Source organism: Flavobacterium lindanitolerans, assembly GCF_002846575.1.
GTDB classification, from domain to species: domain Bacteria; phylum Bacteroidota; class Bacteroidia; order Flavobacteriales; family Flavobacteriaceae; genus Flavobacterium; species Flavobacterium lindanitolerans.
On record NZ_PJND01000007.1, the window covers coordinates 2,131,686 to 2,147,075 of the forward strand.

17 protein-coding genes are annotated in these 15,390 nt (G+C 38.8%); 5 read left to right on the forward strand and 12 right to left on the reverse strand.

Annotation, left to right across the window (positions count from 1 at the left end; all coding sequences use genetic code 11):
• The first annotated feature begins 125 nt into the window (after positions 1-125).
• Positions 126-2,129: a sensor histidine kinase gene (locus B0G92_RS09515; protein ID WP_101471926.1), complete on the forward strand. Its 2,004-nt coding sequence runs from the start codon at positions 126-128 to the stop codon at positions 2,127-2,129.
• A gap of 6 nt (positions 2,130-2,135) precedes the next feature.
• Positions 2,136-2,771 carry a response regulator transcription factor gene (locus B0G92_RS09520; RefSeq protein ID WP_180326421.1) on the forward strand — a complete coding sequence of 212 codons (636 nt, stop codon included), beginning with the start codon at positions 2,136-2,138 and terminating at the stop codon, positions 2,769-2,771.
• 91 nt (positions 2,772-2,862) lie between these two features.
• On the opposite strand, the gene B0G92_RS09525 is transcribed toward B0G92_RS09520, so the two are convergent.
• From B0G92_RS09525 to B0G92_RS09575, 11 genes are all read right to left on the reverse strand, one after another.
• Positions 2,863-3,879 carry a ligand-gated ion channel gene (locus B0G92_RS09525; RefSeq protein ID WP_180326422.1) on the reverse strand — a complete coding sequence of 339 codons (1,017 nt, stop codon included), beginning with the start codon at positions 3,877-3,879 and terminating at the stop codon, positions 2,863-2,865.
• A gap of 1 nt (position 3,880) precedes the next feature.
• Positions 3,881-5,155: a glutamate decarboxylase gene (gene gad, locus B0G92_RS09530; protein ID WP_101471928.1), complete on the reverse strand. Its 1,275-nt coding sequence runs from the start codon at positions 5,153-5,155 to the stop codon at positions 3,881-3,883.
• 65 nt (positions 5,156-5,220) lie between these two features.
• The gene (locus B0G92_RS09535; protein ID WP_101471929.1) at positions 5,221-6,291 is read right to left on the reverse strand and encodes a hypothetical protein; all 1,071 of its coding nucleotides are present in this window, start codon (positions 6,289-6,291) and stop codon (positions 5,221-5,223) included.
• A gap of 60 nt (positions 6,292-6,351) precedes the next feature.
• Positions 6,352-7,128, reverse strand: coding sequence for a hypothetical protein (locus B0G92_RS09540; protein WP_101471930.1), 777 nt, complete (start codon positions 7,126-7,128; stop codon positions 6,352-6,354).
• Positions 7,129-7,143: 15 nt separating this feature from the next.
• Complete coding sequence (locus B0G92_RS09545) at positions 7,144-8,370, reverse strand: TolC family protein (protein WP_101471931.1); 1,227 nt, start codon at positions 8,368-8,370, stop codon at positions 7,144-7,146.
• 12 nt (positions 8,371-8,382) lie between these two features.
• Positions 8,383-8,595: a hypothetical protein gene (locus tag B0G92_RS09550; protein WP_101471932.1), complete on the reverse strand. Its 213-nt coding sequence runs from the start codon at positions 8,593-8,595 to the stop codon at positions 8,383-8,385.
• Positions 8,596-8,694: 99 nt separating this feature from the next.
• A complete protein-coding gene (locus B0G92_RS09555; protein ID WP_056071222.1) occupies positions 8,695-9,084 on the reverse strand; it encodes a hypothetical protein in 390 nt (129 codons plus the stop codon).
• A 34-nt stretch (positions 9,085-9,118) separates the two neighbouring features.
• Positions 9,119-9,574: a DUF2589 domain-containing protein gene (locus B0G92_RS09560; protein WP_056071224.1), complete on the reverse strand. Its 456-nt coding sequence runs from the start codon at positions 9,572-9,574 to the stop codon at positions 9,119-9,121.
• Positions 9,575-9,594: 20 nt separating this feature from the next.
• Positions 9,595-9,876, reverse strand: a complete 282-nt coding sequence (locus B0G92_RS09565) for a hypothetical protein (RefSeq protein ID WP_056071227.1) — start codon at positions 9,874-9,876, stop codon at positions 9,595-9,597.
• Positions 9,877-9,904: 28 nt separating this feature from the next.
• Positions 9,905-10,606 (reverse strand): DUF2589 domain-containing protein, encoded by a 702-nt coding sequence (locus B0G92_RS09570; protein WP_082482210.1) that lies wholly within the window; start codon positions 10,604-10,606, stop codon positions 9,905-9,907.
• 21 nt (positions 10,607-10,627) lie between these two features.
• Entirely contained in the window at positions 10,628-11,227 is a 600-nt protein-coding gene (locus B0G92_RS09575) for a hypothetical protein (protein ID WP_101471934.1), read from the reverse strand.
• Positions 11,228-11,314: 87 nt separating this feature from the next.
• Here B0G92_RS09575 and B0G92_RS09580 point away from each other — a divergent pair, with 87 nt between their 5' ends.
• From B0G92_RS09580 to B0G92_RS09590, 3 genes are all read left to right on the forward strand, one after another.
• A complete protein-coding gene (locus tag B0G92_RS09580) occupies positions 11,315-11,836 on the forward strand; it encodes a hypothetical protein (RefSeq protein WP_101471935.1) in 522 nt (173 codons plus the stop codon).
• A gap of 147 nt (positions 11,837-11,983) precedes the next feature.
• A complete protein-coding gene (locus B0G92_RS09585; protein WP_143395014.1) occupies positions 11,984-13,675 on the forward strand; it encodes a tetratricopeptide repeat-containing sensor histidine kinase in 1,692 nt (563 codons plus the stop codon).
• A 3-nt stretch (positions 13,676-13,678) separates the two neighbouring features.
• Positions 13,679-14,428 carry a LytR/AlgR family response regulator transcription factor gene (locus B0G92_RS09590; RefSeq protein ID WP_101471937.1) on the forward strand — a complete coding sequence of 250 codons (750 nt, stop codon included), beginning with the start codon at positions 13,679-13,681 and terminating at the stop codon, positions 14,426-14,428.
• Here the strand turns inward: B0G92_RS09590 and B0G92_RS09595 are convergent, their stop codons facing one another.
• Entirely contained in the window at positions 14,429-15,274 is an 846-nt protein-coding gene (locus B0G92_RS09595; protein ID WP_056071241.1) for an EamA family transporter, read from the reverse strand.
• Positions 15,275-15,390 lie beyond the last annotated feature (116 nt).

Consider the following 15,390-nt stretch of genomic DNA (forward strand, 5'->3'; position numbering starts at 1 on the left):
GGGCAGTATCTGGCTTCCAATACCTCAAATCGGGTATATTTTTCTACCTGATTTCAGGTATTTTTTAGTCAAAAATCTAAAAATTTAACAGAAGATGTTGTTTAAGTTAATATTTTTGTGAGGCTATGAAAAACAAATTATTATTCCCGTTTATCTTCTTGATTTCGCAGGCATTATACTCTCAAAGAGTGTATTCGCTTGATGATGATCACACCTATACCGATAGTCTGATACAAATTATTAAAACAACACGAATTGACAGTATTAAGGGTATTACCAGCTTCAGGCTTGCTGAATTATACAGAAGAAGCAAAAAGAACGAACTGGCAGACGAGTATATAGCTGTAGCTAATAAAATTGCTCCCCGATATCCTTTTTTAAAAGATGTTGGTGTTTATTATAATTCAACCACTTATCTAAGTAAAGGTGATATGGTAAATTTTGGAAAGCAATTAAGTCTTGCCAACACAAAGCTCAAGAAATACAAGACAAAAGAATCCTATGCCTTGCGAGCCTATATAGTAAGGAACCTATCGATACTGCAACAGTTCCAGAATAATGAAAAGGAAGCGATGCGGATGCTCATAGAAGAAGCGATGCCGTTGGCTAAAAAAGGAGGAGATTATGAGGTCTTAAGTGGATTATATAAGTCGGTTGCTATAATTTTTATGAATAATAACGAAAGGGAGAAAGCAGAAGAGTATCTTAATTCAGCAAAGGAATATATTGAGAAAGCACCCAGATCATCTTATACTTATAAAGAAACTAAGGTAGAAATCTATATTATAGATGCCGAAAATCTGTGTCATCTAGAAAATCTAACCGGGGCAAAAAAATCATTAGATAAGGCCTATGCGATAATAAAAGATTACCCGAAGTCAAACATGAACGGAGGCTATTATTTATCTGAAGGCTACTATTTCTATAAGATAAAACAATATGAAAATGCATTTAAAAGTTACGACAAAGGAATAGCAAATAGCATGCTTTTTAATGATATATATTCTGCAAATCGTTTGAAATTTGCCAAATATCTTCCATTAAAAGCGATGAACAGATATGAAGATATCAAAAAGATGTTGTCGGATCTCATTGAGAGCGGTTCTCTTTTTGCTGTTGACGAAAAAAGATATACTCTGGAACTGGCCTATGCCTTTGAAAAACTGGGAGATATCAAAAATGCATACAAATATAAATCAAGATATATTGTTCTTAGCGACAGCCTCAACGAACAATATTCCAAAGATAAGATAACTGCGTTGGAGGCAAAATTCAACAAAGTTGAAAACGAACGGAAAATTGCCCAGTTAGAAGCTCAGCAGGAACGCGACAAGCTTATTGCAGAAAATAATAAGTTGTATTACGGTTTATTGGTAGCCCTATCGGTTTTATTATTGTTATTGGTTATTTTCCTTTGGATCAACTCAAAGAACCAGAAAAAGATAGCCATACAGCATGCTAAAAATTACGCACAGAACTTAAAAAGTCTCAAGGACCAGAAAGAGATTGAGGTAATGCAGGCTATGATCAAGGGAGAAGAAGGAGAAAGGAAAAGAATTGCCAGAGATCTTCATGATGGAATAGGAAGTATGCTATCCTCATTAAAAATGAGATTTATGAAAGTAAACTCAGCATCAGAAACCGTAGACCTGAACGAAATTGAAAGCATGAACACATTGCTTAACAATTCGATTACGGAATTGCGACAGATTTCCTATAACCTGATTCCGGAATCGCTTCTCAAATTAGGATTGGAACATGCCCTCAATGATTTGTGCCATATGTTGCAGACAGATGAGGTACAGATTGATTTCCATGCCAACAATATCAGTAAGGATATTCCTGAAAGTATACAGATTACTATTTACAGGATAGTGCAGGAACTCCTTAACAATGCACTGAAACATTCAAAAGGTACTGATATTTTAGTAGATTGCAACCAGAACCGGTCGACGTTTTTTATTACTGTTGAAGATAACGGTATTGGATTTGACAGTAAAAATATGGATGGTTTTAACGGACAGGGATTGAAAAATTTAAAAAGCAGAGTGGAGCTGCTTAACGGGAAAATGGAAATTGATTCGTCTGCCGAAAAAGGAACAGCATTTAATATTGAACTATCTATTTAATCAGACATGACAATCACAAAGCCTTATAAAACAATAATCGTAGACGACCATCCTATTGTCAGTGAAGGATTGCAGGTTGTTTTTTCGCAGTCAAAAGAAGTTGAAATCGTTAGAAGTTTTAAAACCGGAGCCGCATTATTGGAATATGGGGGATTGGCTAAAGTAGATGTTATTTTGCTGGATATTTTTCTGCCGGATGCCAACGGAATCGATTTGTGCCTGAAAATAAAAAAGAGCTTTCCTAAAATTATTATCCTTGCCATGAGCAGTCAGGCAGAAAGAAGCATTGTTCTTCAGATGATTAAAAATGGCGCCAATGGTTATCTGCTTAAAAGTGCTTCACTGGAAGAATTCAAAAACTGTATCAACAAAGCTGTTGAAGGCGAATTGGCCTTTAGTAATGAAGTTAGGGGAATTGTACAGAAAACCAATATCCATGATTTAAAAACAGTTCCCAGGTTGACCCGAAGGGAAAAAGAAATACTATTATTATTGGCAGATGGCAAATCTACCCAGGAAATCTCAGATACGTTATTTCTAAGCTATCTGACTGTTCAAACCCACAGAAGAAATTTGCTGAACAAATGCCAGGCCCGGAATCTTGCGGAGCTTTTAAAGTTTGCAAAAGAAAACGCTTTGTAATTTGCGGCTCTGCTTCTTTGCGTGAAATAGTTGCTCGCAAAGACGCAGAGCCGCAAAGTTTGTTGTAATTTTTTTGTTTTTTTAAACTAATCTAAACAAAAATGATAATTATGCATAATACAATAAACAAGATATAAAGCAAAGGAAAAAATACCTGAAAAAAGTTATTGATTTTTACGGTTGTTCTTTTGTTTTTTGAATAGGCATAGGTAAAAATAATGGCTATCAGTGTCAGGAAAATAGAGATATATCCTGAAATGATGACAATTTCAATAAAAGTATTGTAGGGCAAAGTAGGCAGTAATGATGAGGTAAAGAAATTGAAAGTGACCATGGTAAGCATGAGCGTGAAAGAAATGTTCAATTGGTTGGCGAAATCTTTTACCCAGAAAACAAGCCAGGAAGCAACAACCAGTAAGCCTATCGGAAGAAAAACCTTCCATAAGTAATATTCTATTTTGCGCTGTGCAAAAATTTCAAAATTGCAGCGTGAAAACGATTCTCCTTTTTTGTTGGCACTCAGATGGTTGTACATCATTTCGTTGACGTAATCTTTTTTATCCAGAATGTTCCATTCTTCCATATATGATGCGTCCAGAACCTTTGGAAATAGCTGCGGATTAACAAATACCAGGTCTTCCTTTTCCATAGAAAAAGATTCCAGCTGGATTGTAAAACATTGTTTGTCATTAGGATATTTATGGAAATCCATAGGAGTTGTAAATCGGCCATGGAAACGTTCATTATAAATAAGATTTTGGTCGGAATTGACAATCAGACGTCTGTTGATAATTTCCCTGTCGCCTAAAATGTTGATGAATTCAAAGGATGGAACCAGTATGTCTTTAGGAAATTCTTTATTCTCATACACCAGTTTGTTGCCATACTTCCGGCAATATTTTTTTTCCAGTTTTGAGTCATGCCACGATAAGACCAAATAGCCGTCAATCATATAGGTCTGGTTGACGGAATTGATGTCGTATATTTTGTTTAGGTGTATGGATACTGCTACCTCAAGCGGGGCATCCTTCTGTTTTGCAGGTTCAGACGCCTGTACCTTTGGAAACAGGGAAAACAACAGGAGAACCAGTGACAGGATAGTTTTCATTTTAGTCATTTTTAAGGGTTTCATAACTGTAAATCAGGTCGTCACAAAACAATTGGGCAAGTTCAGGACTGATATTTTCTTTTACAACAATCCGTAATAGTGTTTCCTTTTTGGAAATACCCGGAATCTGATAGGCCGGAAGCATCCAGTTTTTAGAACGGAGGTGTAGCAATAAGGCGGTTAGCATATCCTCTTTTACATCTTTTAGCCTGAACACAATTACAGGAAGTATTCCTTCGTCTATGGTTTCAAAGTGGCCTGACAGGCGGAGCCTCTTTCGTATAACATCTGCGGTTTTACAGTAATCGCGTATTGTTTTTTCATAACCTTGCTTCCCGTGCTGCAGTATAGAAAAGTATTGTGCCAGAATCATGGAAGCTCCTTTTGAGAAATTAAGGGTATAAGTTTCTATTGGCTTTTCGAGATAATGGGACGTGAAAATCAGTTCTTTTGGCAATACAGCAGCTTCTCTGAAAATCAACCATCCTATACCCGGATATACGAGTCCGTATTTATGTCCGGATAAATTAATACTCCGAACCAAAGGCAGGCGAAAATCCCAGGTTTTGACTTCTTTTTTGATAAAAGGAAATACAAATCCGCCAATGGCCGCATCGACATGGATACCAACATCCCAATTGTGTTTTTTGTTTAATCGTATGATTTCATCATTGAGTTTTTCAATGGGGTCAATACTGCCGGTATAAGTATTTCCGGCTATGGCGCCAACACAAATGGTGTTTTGGTCAATGCTTTTCAGTATTTCTTCAATAGGATATGAATCATGTGATGTTTGCGGTATTTTGCGAGGTTCCACATCAAAATAAAGTGCAAATTTATCCCAGCAGACATGAGCATTTCCGCTGTATACGATGTTGGGCTTTGAAGCAGAAAGACCAAAAGATTCCCGTCTTTTTTTCCAATTCCATTTGTGCGACAGTAATGCCAGATGTATGGCTTCAGAAGAACCTAATGTTGAGGTTCCGGTTGGGTTATTGGGGTCAGCAGCATGCAATAATCCGGATAGCATCCCTATTATTCTGTCATGGATTTTTTTGGTCTGCCCATATTCATTATAATCAATAAAATTCTTGCCGAGCTGTTCTGTAATAAGCTTGTCGGCAAGCGGATTCATGGAAGTCGTGCTAAAGCTTCCCAAATCAAGCTGTACGTTGCCGTCTAAAGTCAGCTCGTTACTGATTTTTTGATAAGCGCGAAAAGCTCCTTCTCCTTTTTTAGGAAACTGATACGGTTTAGAAGTAGGTTTTTCTTTCATGGAAGTAAGGATTGGGGTTGAAAAAGAAATATCCCTAAAAAAGTTATAGGGATATTTCAAAATGACTAAAGGGTTAAATATCTGTTATTGATAAGGTTTACCTTATTGAGTTCGGATTTTTTAGTACCGTTGGCCGTTATTTTTTTTACGATTTCCTGCAATGAACTTCCGGTATAAACCACACTAGCCGAACCATAACTGCTCTTATTCGTGCGGTTTATCAGAGTCGTGTTGCCCGTATCATTGGCCAGATTAGACAAGGCTGTCAGTTCTGTTGCAGTCAGCCCGTTATATAAGGTGACTATATTGGCGCATGGAAGACCCAATTCACGCTTGACAAGCTCTTTCATCAAAGCTGTTGGACGTGCGTTGCCATTGTATAATGAACTGATTTCATCATCTTCAAAAACCATAGCTGAATGCCTGAATCCGCCTACATAGAATTCGGTATCAATCTGTTTGTTCAGGAGCTGGCTCTTATAGAAATTAAGCCAGTAATCGTCTGCCTTGAATTCATTACGCGCATCAAAACGGGCAGCATAATAGATTACACTGAACAAATCCTCTTTTTTACTGCTGCTTTCAATAAAATTGAGCATATTAAGAATTGGATTTTTCTTGAATTCTGCCGTTTCTGATTCAAGTCCTAAAAGGTCATTGCCTTTGGTGCCCGGTACCGGGTCAACGCCCAGGATTCGTATTTTTTTGATAGGACTGCCTTCCAGCGTATTGCCTTCCTTGCAGCAGGAATACAAGGCTGTGATAAAGCCCAATACACCAGCAGCCGCACCACGGCTGTGCCCTCCAATGATGAGTTCTACATGGTTGTCTTTTTCCGGATCAATTTCTTCCAGCAATTTGAAATAGTGTTCCAGTTGGGCTAACTGGTGCTTTTCTTTGTAGCCGTAGGCCTGGTCATGCAAAAGTTCTGTTTTTCTAAAAAAGCCCATTAACCATTCTGTCCAGCTTCCGGTCTGGTTGTTGGAGAGAGTCTGGCTTTCTGTACGATTGTTTTCAGTTCCAAGACCATCGACATAGGCAATTTTGATGGTGTCGCTTGCGGTAATGTTGAAAAAATTACGCATGTGTTCTGCTGTGGTACCCGTTCCGGAGTACCATAAAAAAAGTTTTTTCATGTTTAAAATTTTAAGGTTAGAATTAGCCGTATAGGCTTGCGATGAGGAAAAAATTCGAGGTTATTCCTTGAATATCAGGTTTAGAATGTCAATAAGAAGTCCGGCAATTATGCCAATAAACAGGTAGCCTATTGGCGTGAGTTCGATTAAAAGAAGTTCCGGGATTTTAAACGCAATAAAACTGCTTGCCATTAGCCCGAATAAAAGGCTGTTCCGGTAAAAAGGAATACGTTCTGCAGTTAAAGTAACATCATGGATTTGTCTTGAAAGTTTGGCGGTCAAATAAAGCAGGTTTCCTAAACAGGCCGTTGAAATGCCATAACTTTTGATAAAATACAAAATAGCTGTATCTGTTAATTCGAACGAATAGTAACCGGTAAACAATCGGGTTTCTTTGGTGCAAAAACCAACTGCCATCACAATTGCCATAAGAATAATAAGGCCAAAAAAGTATTTTGCCAATGGTAATTTGAAAAAGCTTCTTCCTGTTGGGAAATTTCCACAAAATCGGGTTGCATATTTGATACTTTTTAGACTGGCAGGAGCTATGACTTTTTGAAGTTGCCCGTGCCATTCGATTTTTTGAGAAAGTTTTAAATCGTATGTTGCAACTTCTAGAGTGTCGTTACTTTTTCTGTGGATATGGTCCAACATCAATTTAATTTCATCGTCAATATGCCGCTCCATGGCTGTTTTGTTCTGCTTTTTTTGGGCAAGCACGAGTCTGCGTTTTTCTTTCTCCCATTCAGATGGAATGATTTCAACGTCTTCGCTGGCGATATTGTCCGTTTCATGGAAATAGGAACGGTTTTTAATTTTTTCGACTATTGCATTCATAAGGACTGTATTGAATTATAAGGTGGTTCCGGTATAGAAATCAAGAAGCTTGGCCTGCGTAATGGTCTGATATTTCAAGGCAACAGAATCCAGAGCGCATTGTTTGTTCCAGTTGCGTACGATCAGATAAGCTTCGGGATATGTATTTTTATTCTTCAGCTTTTCTTCACTGTCATTTAGCAGACGTGTTGATTTTTTTAAGGTCGTAAGGCTGATTTCATATAATGACTGCCTGTTTTTTAATTCGCTGATGATAAGCACTACCGCATTCCAAAGCATTTCTTTCTGGTTGTCCAATTGTTTTTCCTGAAACAAGCCTTGTATGGTAGCTTTTTCGATAGCTGTTTTTTGAACAGTACGATTGAAAACGGGCAGTGAAATCTGCAATCCGGCATAATGTTGCAATCCTGATTTATGGAGCTCATAATAAGGCGTGTAACGAAGGTTTATCGAAGGCAGTAATAAAGTTTTGGCAATCTGGCTGCTTTCACGGGCAATATCAATATCAAGCTGATTACTGCTGATTCCAGGGTCGGCAATAAGAGCCAGCGGATAAGCCACGTCAAGAGTGGTATGGCCTGGTGTAAACGATGGGATTTCTGCAATTTCAAAATCTGGATCGTCATAAAGATTGATGGTCTGCCTGATTTTTAACAAGGCTATGGCATATTGCTGTTCCAACGATTCAATTTCCTGACAGTCTTGCTGTAAAAGAACTTCAAAAAAATATCCATCGGCCGGAGAAAGCAATTTAGAGGCACTGCATTCATCGTAAAGCTGCCGGGTCTTTTCATAAAAATCGATACAGACCTGATACTGGCCTTTTTTGGTAAGGGCTTCTGTATAGGCATACAACACCTGCATTTCGACGTTGTTTTCGGCAATAGCAATATTGTATTGACTTTGGGCGATTATCAGGTCGGCTTTCTGCAGTTCATGTTTTTTCCTGAAACCGGAATAAAGGAGCGCATTGATTTCAAGGCCTGCATTCGGATTCCAGGCAACAGCATTGTCATTGGCCGTAAAAGCACCGTTTGCAACAAGGTTATACTGCGGCAGGTAGGAAGCACGAATGCTTTTCCTGTCTTCTTTATAGGAAGCGTTGAGTATTTTAATTTCGGAAGCTTCAAAACTGTTGGCTCGTCCATAAGCAATACACTCCTTAAGCGACCAGATATTTTGTGCCGTAACTGTTTGGCCCAGATAGAATAGGCCCAGATAAAGTAGGATATGTTTTTTCATGGTCAATTTGTATTAGTTCTTTGCCAATTCATCCAGGTTAACAGCTTCATACTTGCTGATATCGACCTTTTGCCGGATTTCACAATTAGGGTAGGGCACGCCATTTTTTTGAGAAAAATCGGCTATGGCGAAAATGCATAATTCATCATCCAGGGCCAGTCTGTTGACGCTGGTTACATAAAGCATTTCATGATGTTTTCCTTTAACGGTTAGTAAGCTTCCCATGACAATATTTTTTAGGTGAAACAAATAGTTAAACCTCTTTACATCCGGATGTTTTTTTGAGGAACCCGCTACGGGTTTTTATGCTGTGCTTGAGAAAAACTATCTTCTGTAATCGCTAACGGTTTGCCCGTTCTCACGATAGGAAATTTCTATGATTCGCGGCGTGCCGTCCAGGTTCTGGATAATATAGAAATGGAAAGCATAGCCCGAGTTGTCTCTTCCTGTGAAATGCAGGCAAAAGCCTCCTCCTGTAAGGTCTTCCGGCTGGTGCGAACCTTGTTCGATAGAAACTTGTTCAACCCTGCCAGGGTTAGTAGCAATATCAATAAACTCAAGTACCCAATGGTCGCTAAAATGATTGCGGGCATTACGAAAAGCGCCAACAATAAGCGATTCAGTAAGTGTGTCCAGAAAGGCCTGGTACTTGCCATATTTTTTAACATAGTCTTTGCGGGCTTCGTTCCAGCCCTTTTTGAAAATAAGTGCCATAATTTTTTAATTTTAATGATTAGTAATTGATTTTTTAGATTACACTCTTGACTAAATAGTCATTGATTCTTAAAAAAGATTCCGAAGGATCTCCTGCCTCAAAGGTGATGTCAACTTTAGCCGTGGCCTGTTTCTTACCGAAAATACCGCCACCGCCGCCCATATCGATGTCCAGGCTTGGTCCGTTTTTGTTATCAGACGGGTCTATCTTTATTTTGCCAAGCCCAACTTTGAAACTCAGCTTCAATTCCTTGATTTTTATAGCAGACGGAGGAAGAAGGCTTAGCAAAGGAACCTTTAGCGTAGTCATTGTTTCCGGGTCATCATCCGGATCGAGAGTCGGTACCTGGATTTCCTGTGTGATAGGTTTTCCGTCTTCATCGAAATATTTCGCTATCTGCATGATATGCTGCTCTTCCGTAATTTCCTGGGCTTTTAGTGCAGCATTGTGGATAGCCTGTAACAAATGGTCAAATCTTTGTTGCGACATGGTATGGGTGTTTTTTAAAGTTATTTTTCATCAAGCCAGTAAGGTTTTCTGGCAAATCCAACATGGTAGGTAGTGCTCTGCATGTTGAGTTCATGCTCGCCCAGCTTAAAGCTCCCGATAGAAATGTCTTTTCCTATGATGATGCCTTTTGGATGCTGTGACAGGCATTTGTTAAGCAACGCCAACTGATCTTCCCGCATATCGTCTGTAAAGGGTGCACTTGGGTTGACAGTACCTATCGTTACTTTTTTGATATATCGTATCTCTGCGATTGTGGTCTTTTTTGAATTGTCAGGAATCATGGCAGTTGGCGTTAACTTAATAGATTAATTAATTTGTGTCTGAAGTAGGAGTTACTTCGGTACCGTCAGCATTGACAAGTTTGCCTTGCTCTGTAGGTTTACCGTCTTCGCCTCTTTCGATTTCACCGTTGGCATTAGGCTTGTAGGCTACAATCTGACGTGGTTTTGCAGCATCATTCATGATGTCCAGTACTCTGGCCAAACCTTCCGGCATACCGTGATTGGTAGCTTTTACGGCCACATGGTATTTGGCAGAATGGTCTGTGGAACGCGTGTTTTCTTTGCTCGATGAAATCGACCCGGAAACGCTGGCATTGACAGAAAAGAAGGCAATTTTTGCGCTCATAGAAGCACTGAATTCTCCTTTTGAAGCAGAAGATTCGACAGATTTGGTGGAGCTTTTAACCTCCATGTCAAAAGTAATGTCGACAAGGTCTACCTGTAGGTTCGGAATGGGTACGATGGCAAGCATCGGCACCTTCATTTTTACTTCTTCAACGGTAGCATTTCCTTCCTTGTCCTGTCCCGGACGTTCGAAAACGAAATCTACCATACGTGCCGGCCCCGGCATAATTGAGCCGTCGGCATCTTTTACTTTTTCAAAACCGATGTCGTTGATGAACGCGGCAGTAGATTTTGCCAGGTCGGTGTTTGACTTTACGGCAGCCGATAACGGCCCACCGATAAGGTCTTCCATAGGAAGTCCCCTAAATTGGTCTCCAATGTTCATAATGAAAATATTTAAGAATTATTAACTCGTAGTGAAGTCGGATTCTTCCAGCAACGTGTAGGTGAAAGAATTGCCGTAAAGTCCTTTAGACTTGTTGCAGATACTCATAAAAAAATGGAAGTCGGCTACTTTTTGGAACACGGTACATCCGGCCGACCATTTTTCAACTGTCAGCGATTCCGAAACCGGATTACTCCTGTGGATGTTGATTCCGAAAATACCCTGGTGCTGCGGTCCGGAAAAATCTAACTTGCCGTCTTTATTGGCATCTCTCCAGACTTTTACAGGTGCTTTTTGTACTAAAGCTTCATATTGGCCTTTATGGAGTCCAATTTGATGCGAACCTTTGTATTGTCCCGGAACCAGAATCGCTGTTCCATTAACATTAGTCGGATTTTTCAACCAGTATAATCCCGGATCGGTAGTAACCGAAAAGGTGAAAATTTGTGGGCTAAGGCTCTCATCCCTGTAAACAAGGCACAAAGTGTCGTCAAAAGAATTAGCCACGGTATTTTTACTTCGGATGCCAATAATGTTGACATTATAAGGCTTGTTCTGGTCAAAAAAGGCATATCCTTTTTTTGTAAGAACTTTTTGAATTTCAGCAATTGATGGTTTCATTGTCTTGTTTTTTTAAATGAATATTGATTTTCAATGATTTACAAGGCAATATTATCCCAACTCAAAAGGCTTTTCGGCTAAAATGGCATGAGCGGTAAAACAGGAGGTATGAACGGTAGGATAAAAGGAATAAAGTTTATTTGTTTATTTTTACTATTACTTAACCCGCTAAAAAATTATGTTATGACAAAAATTAAGTTTAAACGCCCTGTTCTCCTAGTTGCTCCGGATCTGAAACAAAATTTAGAAATTGATTCCCCTTTGCTCAATGCAAAATTTCGTGAGAGCGATACAGGCAATGAGAAATGGACTTTGGAAATTTTCTGTTTACTAAAAGTTTCTCCGGATTCTATCGAAAGAAGTATAGATATTTTTATGGATGAAGGCATTCATATGATGGGAATACTGCCAATAAAGAAAATATTCATGAATAGGATTGGAGATATAAAAGATGATGTTGAAAATTTATGGTATATAGAAACAGAAGAATTTGAACTGGAAGAATTTTATAATATTATTGAACTTACTATAGATGATAATCTGGGTGGTTGTGGCAAAAAAAGAGGAGGAAAGACCGTGGGAATATATACGTCTCTTTCTAAATTTTAAAAAGATGAAAAATATAATTATTTTTTTTTTGGATGCTATACTGTATTTGGACAAAACGAAACTTTTGGCGTAGCATCATTACTGAAACAGCAATGCCCTATTTGCAGACACCATACCAATAAGCAACTCCCATTATTGACAGACAATATGAAAGGGACAAAAGACGGAAGAAAGCAACCGGATTTTGTCCCTTTTCACAATATGCACATACAGTTGTATGAAAGGCAATACTCCGAGGTACTTCCTTCTATACTGGCATCTATAGCTGTCTACAGTGAAACTTCAAAGAATGATACGCTTTTGTATTTGTCTTATTATGCCAGGGGAAGTTTCTACAGGAAAAAAGGACTGAAAGACGAGGCACTGGCATCAATGCTACAAGCAGAAAAAATTAGTAAAAACATAAAAAATCCTCCGGGAAATGTTGGTTTCTATTCTGATATTGCCAATCTTTTTTTTGAGCTCCAGCAATATGAAGATGCCCTTCAATATTATTTAGACCTGTTGCATAAAAATGATTTCAGTGCCAATAAAAAACTTCAAGGTGCGATATACAATAATATTGCCCGCTGTTATGCCAATATTGATAAGCATGATTACGAAAAAGCAGAGTCTTATTATAAAAAAAGCCTTGCTTTTTATGGAGAGTTTCAGGACAGTCTGAATCTTGCGGCTGTCCATCTTAATCTTGGCGACCTGTATTTTGAGCAATACAAAGATCGTCTGGCGGTTGACCATCTAAAAAAGGCACTTCTGTATTCTGAGGTTTCTGAAGCGGTGGATATAAAAGACGATATTTATTTTAATCTTTCTCTGGCTATGGAATCTGCCGGACAAACCAAAAAAGCGCTGGAATTTTATAAGAAATATGTGGAACAGTTGGAAGGAATCTGGAACAGGGATAGGATTTGGGGACTTGCCGAACAGGAAAAAAAGTTTATTGTCGATAAAAAACAGACGGAAATCCAACTTTTAGAGAAAGAGGCTAAACTTCAAAAAATGCAACTCGATACCAAACGGATGCAAAGCAATACCTTTTTTTCTATTGCTGCTGTTTTATTGCTGTTGCTTTTGGTGGGATTGTATTCTTACAGCCAACGTATAAAAAAGAATAGGGTAATTGCATTGCAAAATATACAGCTTGATGAATTAAATGCAACCAAGGACCGACTTTTTTCTATCATCGCACACGATTTACGTACTCCGGTGTATTTGCTTAAAGAAAGTAACCTCAGACTAAAGAAAGCCCTGATAAAAAATGAGCTTACCGATTTGGAAAAACAGTTGGACCTAAATATCAATATGACAGAAAATACTTACTCCATGCTTGATAATTTATTATATTGGTCACTGGAACAAAAAAACGGCTCCTTTTATAAAAAAGAACAATTGCCTTTACATTCCATAGTAGGACAGGTTCTTGTGAATTATGGTAATGCGCTAAAAATAAAAGATATAAGATTGGATAAGAATATACCTGAGGGAATACAGGTTTATGCAGATTCCAACGCTATTAAGATTGTGCTTCGCAATATTATAGACAACGCTATAAAGTTTACGCAGGATGGAGGTTCCATAAAAATAGATGCCCGTATTTATGAAAACCAGGCAGAAATTGTTGTAAAAGATAACGGTATAGGAATTAATAAAGCAATGCTGGACACTATAAAATCAGGAAAGACAGTGCGTCAAAAAGATACTTCAGGAAGGACAAGCACGGGTCTTGGTCTTGAGCTTTGCCGCATTATGACTGAAAAAAACGGTGAGCGGCTGATGATAGAAAGTGAAGAAGGAAAAGGAACTTCGGTTAAAATAGTACTGGAATTGGTAAAGAAATAGATTATGGAAAAAATACGGATATTGATTATTGAAGATGATAGCTTTCAGGCAGCATCATTGCAGGAAGCTTTAGAACAAAAAGGATATGAAGTAACCGCAACTGCTTCAAACCTGAAAGATGCACTAGGTTATTTTTATGCTCAAAAACCGGATATTGTTATCATTGATGTTTACCTTGGTAATGACCCGGACGGTATATTGTTTGCCCAACGCATTAATGAAAACCCGGCTACGTTGAAACCCTTCGTATTCCTGACATCTTCTGTAGACAGGGAAACTTTTGAATCGGCACGATTGACTAATCCCTACAGTTATCTGATTAAGCCGTTTAATGTTTTGGAGTTGCAGTTTGCCATTGAGCTTGCTATAGAAAGATTTCTGGAAATGCCGGGAATGTTTTCTGCCCACCAAACCGGAACTGCAATAATGGAGGCTTTCCTTTTAATCAAAAAGAAAGAAGCCCTGACCAAAGTACTGTTCAGCAGTATTGAATATGTCAGGGTTGAGGGCAAATATGTTTTTATTGCTACCCATGAAGAATCTTTCCTGATTGAAATGTCTTTAAAGCTGTTGCAGCAAAAATTGCCTGAAAAACAATTCATTCAGGTACATCGCAGTTATGTGGTCAATATGAATCTTGTCAAAAAACTGCATCTGTCAGATAACCAAATAGAGCTTTTGTCCGGCAACAGGATACCAATGAGCAGAAGATTTAAGGAAAAATTCATGGAACGGTATTCCATTCTGAAATAGCTACCGTCTGGAGGTAATTGTTGACCCTGCTGATGCGGCAACAACAAAAACCACGGCCAGAATTTCGTTGAAGGAAAGGTATTCCTGCAAAAATATAAAAGCACAGATGGCAGCAGCAGCCGGTTCCAGGCTCATCAATATGCTGAAGGTTCGTGCAGGAAGCCTGCCCAAAGCTTTCATTTCTAAAGTAAACGGAATGGCACTCGATAAAAGAGCCAGAGCGATTCCCATGCCTAAAAACTTAGGAGTAAGCCCTTCCAATCCGCCACCAAAAATTCCGAATGGCACCACAAGGCAGGCCGCCAGAAGCATACCCGTTGCTACCGCTTCATTACCGTCCATTTTTTGTGAAATTTTTCCTCCCAGAACAATATAAGCCGCCCAAAAAGCGCCAGCCAATGTAGCTAAAGCCGCACCCAGAATATCCACTCCGTTTGTAGTCCAGGGAGCGATCAAAACAATGCCTGCGGCGGCAAGTAATACCCATAAAAAATCAACAGCACGTTTGGAACCTAAAACGGCTACCATTAGCGGACCTATGAATTCTAACGTCACGGCCAACCCGATAGGTATTCTTTCAATTGCAAAATAAAAAACGAGATTCATGGCTCCTAAACAAAGACCGTAAGGAATCACAAACTTCCATTGTTCTTTGGTGAGTTTTGTGAGCTTTGGTCTGTAGACTGCCATTAAAATCAAAGCAGAAATACCAATTCGCAATGAAGCCGTTCCCGCAGCCCCTATGGATGGGAAAAGTGTTTTGGCAATTGCCGCTCCTGATTGCACGCTGATTATGGCTAAAAGAACAGCAGGAATAGGAGGTATGTTGATGTTTCTGAATCTCATAGGAAAGATAACTTTGGAGAGGGCAAAATTACAAAAATAGCTTGCGGCTAATGGATAAAAGAAAAAATACTTTTGATAGGTTAATAATTTAATTTTAGATTAGTCGCAAGGCCATT

Bases quoted from the DNA above. Each gene is read 5' to 3' on its own strand.
- B0G92_RS09515 (WP_101471926.1), top strand. From the start codon at position 126: ATGAAAAACAAATTATTATTCCCGTTTATCTTCTTGATTTCGCAGGCA.
- B0G92_RS09520 (WP_180326421.1), top strand. From the start codon at position 2,136: ATGACAATCACAAAGCCTTATAAAACAATAATCGTAGACGACCATCCT.
- B0G92_RS09525 (WP_180326422.1), bottom strand. From the start codon at position 3,879: ATGAAAACTATCCTGTCACTGGTTCTCCTGTTGTTTTCCCTGTTTCCA.
- gad (WP_101471928.1), bottom strand. From the start codon at position 5,155: ATGAAAGAAAAACCTACTTCTAAACCGTATCAGTTTCCTAAAAAAGGA.
- B0G92_RS09535 (WP_101471929.1), bottom strand. From the start codon at position 6,291: ATGAAAAAACTTTTTTTATGGTACTCCGGAACGGGTACCACAGCAGAA.
- B0G92_RS09540 (WP_101471930.1), bottom strand. From the start codon at position 7,128: ATGAATGCAATAGTCGAAAAAATTAAAAACCGTTCCTATTTCCATGAA.
- B0G92_RS09545 (WP_101471931.1), bottom strand. From the start codon at position 8,370: ATGAAAAAACATATCCTACTTTATCTGGGCCTATTCTATCTGGGCCAA.
- B0G92_RS09550 (WP_101471932.1), bottom strand. From the start codon at position 8,595: ATGGGAAGCTTACTAACCGTTAAAGGAAAACATCATGAAATGCTTTAT.
- B0G92_RS09555 (WP_056071222.1), bottom strand. From the start codon at position 9,084: ATGGCACTTATTTTCAAAAAGGGCTGGAACGAAGCCCGCAAAGACTAT.
- B0G92_RS09560 (WP_056071224.1), bottom strand. From the start codon at position 9,574: ATGTCGCAACAAAGATTTGACCATTTGTTACAGGCTATCCACAATGCT.
- B0G92_RS09565 (WP_056071227.1), bottom strand. From the start codon at position 9,876: ATGATTCCTGACAATTCAAAAAAGACCACAATCGCAGAGATACGATAT.
- B0G92_RS09570 (WP_082482210.1), bottom strand. From the start codon at position 10,606: ATGAACATTGGAGACCAATTTAGGGGACTTCCTATGGAAGACCTTATC.
- B0G92_RS09575 (WP_101471934.1), bottom strand. From the start codon at position 11,227: ATGAAACCATCAATTGCTGAAATTCAAAAAGTTCTTACAAAAAAAGGA.
- B0G92_RS09580 (WP_101471935.1), top strand. From the start codon at position 11,315: ATGAGCGGTAAAACAGGAGGTATGAACGGTAGGATAAAAGGAATAAAG.
- B0G92_RS09585 (WP_143395014.1), top strand. From the start codon at position 11,984: ATGAAAGGGACAAAAGACGGAAGAAAGCAACCGGATTTTGTCCCTTTT.
- B0G92_RS09590 (WP_101471937.1), top strand. From the start codon at position 13,679: ATGGAAAAAATACGGATATTGATTATTGAAGATGATAGCTTTCAGGCA.
- B0G92_RS09595 (WP_056071241.1), bottom strand. From the start codon at position 15,274: ATGAGATTCAGAAACATCAACATACCTCCTATTCCTGCTGTTCTTTTA.